Consider the following 6,982-nt stretch of genomic DNA (forward strand, 5'->3'; position numbering starts at 1 on the left):
AAACAGGATGCCGCGCTGGCAATCCATGGCCCGGCAGAGCGTTTCCAGGATACCTTCCATCTCGCGCTGCCAGTCGCCGGCCTCGCGCAGCCGGCGAACGACACGCACGGCCGCCATCGCAGCGCCCTGCCTGAAACCCTGCATCTCCGTGCTTGCTGCTTCAGCGGTCATTGTCAGCCGTCATTCCACAGGTCATGCCAATTCGATCAACGAGCAACGGCCCGAACTTGAAACCCTCTGGCCTCGCTGCTCAGTTGCCGTCGCCGGTCGGCAGCGAGAAGATATAGCCTTCGCCGCGCACCGTGCGCAGGAATTTCGGATTGGCCGGATCGGTCTCGATCTTCTTCCTCAGCCGCATGATGCGAATGTCGACCGCGCGCGACGATTCCGGATCTTCGGTGAAGCCGATCGCCTCGGAGATCGCGGCGCGGGTCAGCAACCGGTTGGCGCGGGTCAGGAAAACCTCCAGCACGTCGAATTCACTCTTGGCCATCTCGACCACCGCGCCATTGGCGCCGGTGACCAACCTGCCGTCGAGATCAGCCTGGAAAGGTCCGAAAGCAACGGAACGGCGATCGGTCCTGGCCTTCTTGTCCTGAAGTTCCTGCGGCTGGGGAACCCGGCGCAACACGCTGCGGACCCTCGCCAGCACTTCGCGCAATTCGTAAGGCTTGACGATGTAGTCGTCGGCACCAAGCTCCAGCCCGACGATGCGGTCGAGCGCGGTGCCGGCGGCGGTGGCGTAGATGATGCCGATCGGCAGCTTCGAGCGCAGCCAGCGGCCGAGCGACAGGCCATCCTCGCCGGGCATGGCGATGTCGAGTATGGCGAGATGGAACGACTGCGTTTCAACGAGGCTGCGCGCGGCGGCAGCACTTTCAGCGGTGACCACTTCATAGCCGGCGGCTTCGAGATATTCGGCAACCGCGTCCCTCAGGTCGGGCTCATCCTCGACGATGACAATTCTTGCCCGCACGATGCTTTCGCTCCCACTTTCAGTGGAAAGTAGATTGGGTATAAACATGATGTCCAGCACTCATCTCGGGATGTCTGTTGCAGGGTGGGAAAACATGGCCGCACGATCGATCATCGCGCTTGTTTCCGTTGCCGAAGTGGTCGCGACCGAACTCGCCGACCATCTCGAGCGGCGCGGTCACGATGTGCGTCAGGCGCGCCAGCCTTGGGAGGCCGAATCGCTGCTGTCGGGGAAGGGCATCGACGTCGTCGTCGTCGGCGACAGCCTCAGCCAGGCGGAAGGGCGCGACCTGCTCCGCCGCCATGGTGGCGAGGGCGGACCGGATTTCATCCTGATCTGCCGGCCGGCCGATCTCGTCGACAAGGTGCTGGCGCTCGAGCTTGGTGCGGCCGACGTCGTCGAGAGCCCGCTCAATGTCCGGGAACTGGCTGCCCGTGTTGGCGGTCTGCTTTCGCGACGCGGCAGGGGCACCCAGGAACTGATCGTGCTGGAGAACGCGACCGTCGATCTGAGGTCGGCCATGGTCATGCATCGCTCCGGCACGGAGGAACAGCTCTCGCCCGGTCAGGTGGCGCTGCTCAGGCTGTTCCTTGCCAGTCCGCGCAAGGTGCTGACGCGTGACGACATCATTGCCGCGGCACCGGCAGAAAACGCCGACGCCTTCGATCGCTCGATCGATTCGCGCATCGTGCGGCTGCGCCGCAAGCTCGACACCGAAACCATCACCACCATACGCGGCGCCGGCTACCGGTTCGATCCGCCGCAGCAATTCGCCGGTTGATTGCCGGACACCCAGGCAACTTGTTTGGCTGAGCATCGGGTTTTCCATCTCTGGGCCCGATGCTCTTGGGGCTCAGCGTACCAGCAGAAGTGACGGGCCCACCGGCATGTCACTGCCCATGGCCAGTTCGCTGGCATGGGCGCGGTCCCTGAGCAGCACGGTGGCAAGGCCGGCAAAACCGAGCAGGCCCTGTGCGTAGAGCAGTGCGGACAGCACCGAAGCGGCAAATTTCGTTTTCATCGTAGCAGTTCCCCAAAAGTGCCAATTCTTCAAAAATGAATGTGTTTGTGGGTCGCTTCAGGACACCCCCGAAGTGCCCGCGCCGCCCACGGAGCCCCCCGTCGCGGCGCGGGCCTTCGGTCCTCTCGGCAGCAAGTAGCCGGAGGCGCCGCGCAAACCCGTCAGCCTAAGGCCGACCCGCCAGAGGGCCTTTAGCCGGGCGATGCGCAGGCTGGAAACAATCCAGACCGTGGCGAAAAACAGTGCGGCATGCAGCGTCGAAATCTCGCCTGACGTCATCGCGCCGAGCCTTGTAAGCGGGGTGCCGGCAACCGTGCCGACGCCGCCGATGACCGCTGCCGCGATGCTGATCCTGAGAAGCCAGGACAGTGCGTTCGATTTCGTTTCCATGTTCGTTACCGGCTGTTTTCGTTGCGTCAACTTTGCTTGCGGCCCGTATCCGGATCATGCCGCTTGAAGCCTCGTTTTGTTGCAGTTCGGTTTCGAGATCGCCGGCTCTTCTTTCGTATGCGACCAACTCGCACTTTCGTTTAGAGGCGGATACTCATGTTACTGACTTTGGCCTCATCGGCTGACGAGCGGGCCGACTCTCATTCGCTTCTATGGAGGCAGCGTTCGTTAACCTGAGGAAACAGATTCGAAACACAAATGAGCATTTTGCGAAATCTCCCCGAAACATGACGTTGGGATAAGCAGCCATCGAATTGGAGCCGGCCGAACCGGCAGAGAGAGGGGACGTCATCATGCATACCGCCATTTCCGCCAAGCTCATCAACATCACCGCCGCCGCGCTGACGGGCGCCGCACTGCTGTTCGGCGCCGGCTCGGGCGCGGCGCACGCCGCCAACAAGATCGTGGCGCGCGTTTCGCTTTCACAGCAGATCATGGAAGTCTCGGTCGACGGCCGGCCAACCTTCGCCTGGAAGGTTTCCACCGGCGACCGGGCCCATGTGACGCCGACCGGCTCGTTCAAGCCGACGCGCATGCATGAGATGTGGTACTCAAAGAAATACGACAACGCCCCGATGCCGCACTCGGTCTTCTTCAGCGGCGGCTATGCGGTGCATGCGACCTATGCGATCAAGCGTCTCGGCCAGCCGGCTTCGCATGGCTGCGTGCGGCTGCATCCCGACAACGCCGCCGATTTCTACCAGCTCGTCGAAACCTTCGGGGCGACCAACACCAGCATCGTCATCGTCAAGTAGCAGGCTGTGACCGACGGCGTGTCAGCATGCTGCCGCGCCTCAAAGCTCCCACCGGGAAACGCTGCGGTATTGAGTACAGCGCAAACCGGCGGTATCGAGCCCAGCCAAAAAAAGAGGCCGGAGATTTCCGGCCTCTTTTCTTTTGTTTCCAACTTGTCTTGCGCAATTCCCAAGGGAAAGCGCTATGCGCTTTTCCCGGGAAAACCGTTACACACTTTTCCTGGAATTGCTCTAGCTCGGCAGCGCCGGCATCAGCTTGGGATCCGGTTTCTCGGCCAGGTGAGGCAGGTCCTTGCTGGCGATGAAGGTGTAGAACATAGGCACGACGAAGAGCGTGAACATGGTTCCGACCAGGATGCCGGTGAAGATAACCAGGCCCATCGAATAGCGGGCCGCGGCACCAGCGCCGCTGGACGTGATCAGCGGTACCACGCCCAGCGCCATCGCCGCCGTCGTCATCAGGATCGGCCGCAGGCGCACCTTGGCCGAGGCGATGATGGCGTCACGCCGTCGCATGCCATGGATTTCGCGCTGCTGGTTGGCGAACTCGACCAGCAGGATGCCGTGCTTGGTGATCAGACCAATCAGTGTGATCAGGCCGACCTGCGTGTAGATGTTGAGCGTTCCGAGGCCCAGATTGAGCGGCACGATCGCGCCGAAGATCGACAGCGGCACCGCCATCATGATGATCAGCGGGTCGCGGAAACTCTCAAACTGCGCCGCCAGCACCAGATAGATGACGACAACGGCCGCCGCGAAAGCGATCAGGATGGTGTTGCCCTGTTCCTTTTCCTGTCGCGATTGACCGGAATAGTCGACGAAGAAGGTGTCGGGCAGGCTCTCGTTGGCGATGTCCTCCAGCGCTTTCAGCCCGTCGCCGGTGGTGACGCCGGGCAGCGGAAGCGCCGAAATCGTCGACGAATTCAGCTGGTTGAACTGCTCGATGGCGGCCGGCGCCGCATTGGTCGAAATCTTGACCACCGCTGACAGCGGCACCATCTCGCCCGTCACGCTGCGCACGAAGTATTCGCCGAGCTTGTCGGGGTTGTCGCGAAATTCCTGCGGCACCTGCGGGATGATGTCGTAGCTGTTGGAGTCGCGGTCGAACTGGGCCACTTCGGCGCCGCCGACCAGCAAGGTCAGCGTGCGGCCGATATCGGCGATCGGCAGGTTCAGCGCCGCGGCGCGGTCACGGTCGATGGTCACCGTCACCTCGGGTGCGTCATAGGCCATCGAATTCTGCACGACGATGAAGCGGCCGGAGGCCTGCGCCTTGTTCTTGATCTGCTCGGCCACCTCGTACACTTCCGAGGAATCGCCGGTCGATCGCACCACCATGGAGATGGGCAGGCCGCCGCCGGAGCCCGGCAGCGTCGGCGGCGCGAAGACGAAGGCCTGGACGCCCGCCACTTTGGCGATACGAGCCGTGATGTCGGCCTGCAGTTCCTTCGAATTGCGCTTGCGTTCCGCCCAGTCCTTGAAGGCAAAGCCGACGAAGGCACTGTTTGTCGTGCCGCCGAAGGCGACGGCAGAGAACTGCGCCCGTGTTTCGGGAATATCCTTCACCAGACCGAGAATCTGGTTGACGTATGTCTCGGTGTAATCGGAGGTCGCATAACGCGGGGCTGTCACAAGCGAGAGCAGAAAGCCCTGGTCCTCTTCCGGCGCCAGTTCGGTTGAGGTCTTGGTGAACATGAAGCCGGTGACGCCGACAAGCGCAAGCACGATGATCAGTGTCAATGGGCGATAGTTCAGCGACGCGGTGACGGCCCGTTCATAGACATGCTCGACGCGCGCGAAGGCGCCGTCGACAATGCGCTGGAAACGGCCCGGCGTGCCGGACTTCAGGAGGCGTGCCGACATCATCGGGGTGATGGTGATGGCGATGACGCCCGACAGGACCACCGAGCCGGCGAGCGTGACCGCGAATTCACGGAACAGCGCGCCGGTCAGGCCGCCGGTGAAGGCCAGCGGCGCGAACACGGCGGCCAGCGTCATGGTCATGGCAACGATGGCCGACGCTATTTCGCGCATACCGCTGAATGCAGCCTGCATCGGCGACATGTGGTCTTCTTCCATATGGCGATGGATGTTCTCCACCACCACGATGGCGTCGTCGACCACCAGGCCGATCGCCAGCACCATGGCCAGCAGCGACAGGAGGTTGATCGAATAGCCGACCGCAAACAAAAGGAAACAGACGCCGATCAGCGACAGCGGGATGGTGATGATCGGCATCATTACCGAACGGAAAGAACCAAGGAACAAAAGGATGACGACGACGACGATGGCAACCGCCTCGGCGATGGTCTTGAACACTTCTTCGATCGAGGCGCTGATCTGTCCGGTCGCGTCGTAGACTACCTCGATCGTCATGCCCTTCGGCAGCGTCTCCTGAATCTGCGGCACCAGCTTGGTGAGCGCCGCCGCCGTGGTCAGCGGATTGGCGGCCGGCGTCGGGAAGATAGCGAGGAAGGTGCCGGGCTTGCCGTTGAAGCTGACCCTGGTGTCGGTGTTCTCGGCAGCGAGCTCGACCCGAGCCACGTCGCGCAACCGCACCACATTGCCATCGGTCGAGCGCAGCGGCAGTTCGGCGAACGCCTCTGGCGTCTGCAACGTCGAGCGCACGGTGATCGACGAGACGACATACTCGTTCTGGGTGTTGCCGGGCGCCGACAGGAAGTTGGAATTGTTGATCGCCGTCAGCACTTCGGAGGCCGTCACGCCGCGCGCGGCAAGCTTGATCGGATCGATCCAGACGCGCATCGAGTATTCCTGGGCGCCGAAGATCTGCACGTCGGCGACGCCTTCGACCGTCGACATGCGCGGCCTGATGACGCGTTCGATATACTCCGTCAGCTGCTCCTTCGTCATGTTCGGATTCTGCATCGAGATGTACATCATCGCGAACTGCTGGCCGGTGCCCTTGACGATGACAGGATCCTTGGAGGCGTCGGGCAAGGTGCCGCGCACGCCCTGGACCTTGGACAGCACTTCGGTCAGCGCGACGTCGGGGTTGGAACCGAGCTTCATCTGCACCGTCACGGTGCTGGACGACGGACGGCTGGACGAGGTGACGTAGTCGATGTTCTCGGTCGAGGCGACGGCGCGGGCGATCGGGGCGGAAATGAAGCCCTGGATCAGATCGGCGCTGGCGCCTGGATAGGCCGTCGTGATGGTGATCGCCGTTTCGTCGACCTTCGGATACTGCCGGATCGACAGGTTGAAGATGCCCTGGAAACCCAGGAGCAGGATCATGCAGGCAAGGACCGTCGAAAGGACGGGCCGGCGAATGAAGAGATCGGAAAAGCTCATTGCTGGTCGGCCTGCTTGTTCGCCGATTTGGTCGGGTCGATGGTGTTGTCTACGGCGACGGACATGCCGTTGAAGAGGCGGTTCTGACCGGCGGTGACAACCTCGTCGCCTGCCTTCAGCCCCTCGACGATCTCGACCATGCCTTGATTGCGGCGGCCTGGCTTGACGAACACCTGCGACAGCACCAGCGCAGGCTTGTCACCTTCCGCCGCCGGCTTGGCCGGGTCGGCAGCCTTGTCCGCCGGCTTTGCCGCATCGGCGGCAGGCTTGGCTGCATCAGCTGCCGGCTTCATGGCATCGGCCGGCTTGGTGTCTGCCGGCTTGGCGTCAGCCGGTTTGTCCGTGGCTGAAGCAGCGGGTTTTTCTTCCGGCTTGGCTGCCTGCGCCGGGGCCGCCTCGGCGGGGTTCGCCCGCTGCACCACGAAGATGTAGTCGCCATAGAGGCTTGTCGTCAGTGCCGTCTGC

The 6,982-nt window shown here is 62.7% G+C and carries 6 protein-coding genes and 1 pseudogene; 2 read left to right on the forward strand and 5 right to left on the reverse strand.

What is annotated here, in order from left to right; translation table 11 throughout:
* Nucleotides 1–250: 250 nt before the first annotated feature.
* Complete coding sequence (locus EN935_RS16385) at nt 251–1,024, reverse strand: response regulator transcription factor (protein WP_206438756.1); 774 nt, start codon at nt 1,022–1,024, stop codon at nt 251–253.
* 46 nt (nt 1,025–1,070) lie between these two features.
* Here EN935_RS16385 and EN935_RS16390 point away from each other — a divergent pair, with 46 nt between their 5' ends.
* The gene (locus EN935_RS16390) at nt 1,071–1,757 is read left to right on the forward strand and encodes a response regulator transcription factor (protein ID WP_126070792.1); all 687 of its coding nucleotides are present in this window, start codon (nt 1,071–1,073) and stop codon (nt 1,755–1,757) included.
* Nucleotides 1,758–1,829: 72 nt separating this feature from the next.
* Here the strand turns inward: EN935_RS16390 and EN935_RS16395 are convergent, their stop codons facing one another.
* Nucleotides 1,830–1,997 (reverse strand): hypothetical protein, encoded by a 168-nt coding sequence (locus tag EN935_RS16395; protein WP_109665239.1) that lies wholly within the window; start codon nt 1,995–1,997, stop codon nt 1,830–1,832.
* A gap of 57 nt (nt 1,998–2,054) precedes the next feature.
* Nucleotides 2,055–2,387 carry a hypothetical protein gene (locus tag EN935_RS16400; RefSeq protein ID WP_109665243.1) on the reverse strand — a complete coding sequence of 111 codons (333 nt, stop codon included), beginning with the start codon at nt 2,385–2,387 and terminating at the stop codon, nt 2,055–2,057.
* 353 nt (nt 2,388–2,740) lie between these two features.
* On the opposite strand from EN935_RS16400, the gene EN935_RS16405 reads away from it, so the two are divergent.
* Nucleotides 2,741–3,202 carry a L,D-transpeptidase gene (locus EN935_RS16405; RefSeq protein ID WP_109665510.1) on the forward strand — a complete coding sequence of 154 codons (462 nt, stop codon included), beginning with the start codon at nt 2,741–2,743 and terminating at the stop codon, nt 3,200–3,202.
* Nucleotides 3,203–3,433: 231 nt separating this feature from the next.
* Here EN935_RS16405 and EN935_RS16410 read toward each other — a convergent pair whose 3' ends face one another.
* Together EN935_RS16410 and EN935_RS16415 are read right to left on the reverse strand one after the other, a co-directional pair.
* Nucleotides 3,434–6,517, reverse strand: coding sequence for an efflux RND transporter permease subunit (locus EN935_RS16410; RefSeq protein WP_127263376.1), 3,084 nt, complete (start codon nt 6,515–6,517; stop codon nt 3,434–3,436).
* Nucleotides 6,514–6,982: pseudogene (locus EN935_RS16415) on the reverse strand (efflux transporter periplasmic adaptor subunit); the annotation flags it as partial. The pseudogene EN935_RS16415 and the gene EN935_RS16410, both read right to left, overlap by 4 nt.

The organism is Mesorhizobium sp. M7D.F.Ca.US.004.03.1.1 (assembly GCF_003998635.1).
Lineage (GTDB): Bacteria > Pseudomonadota > Alphaproteobacteria > Rhizobiales > Rhizobiaceae > Mesorhizobium > Mesorhizobium loti.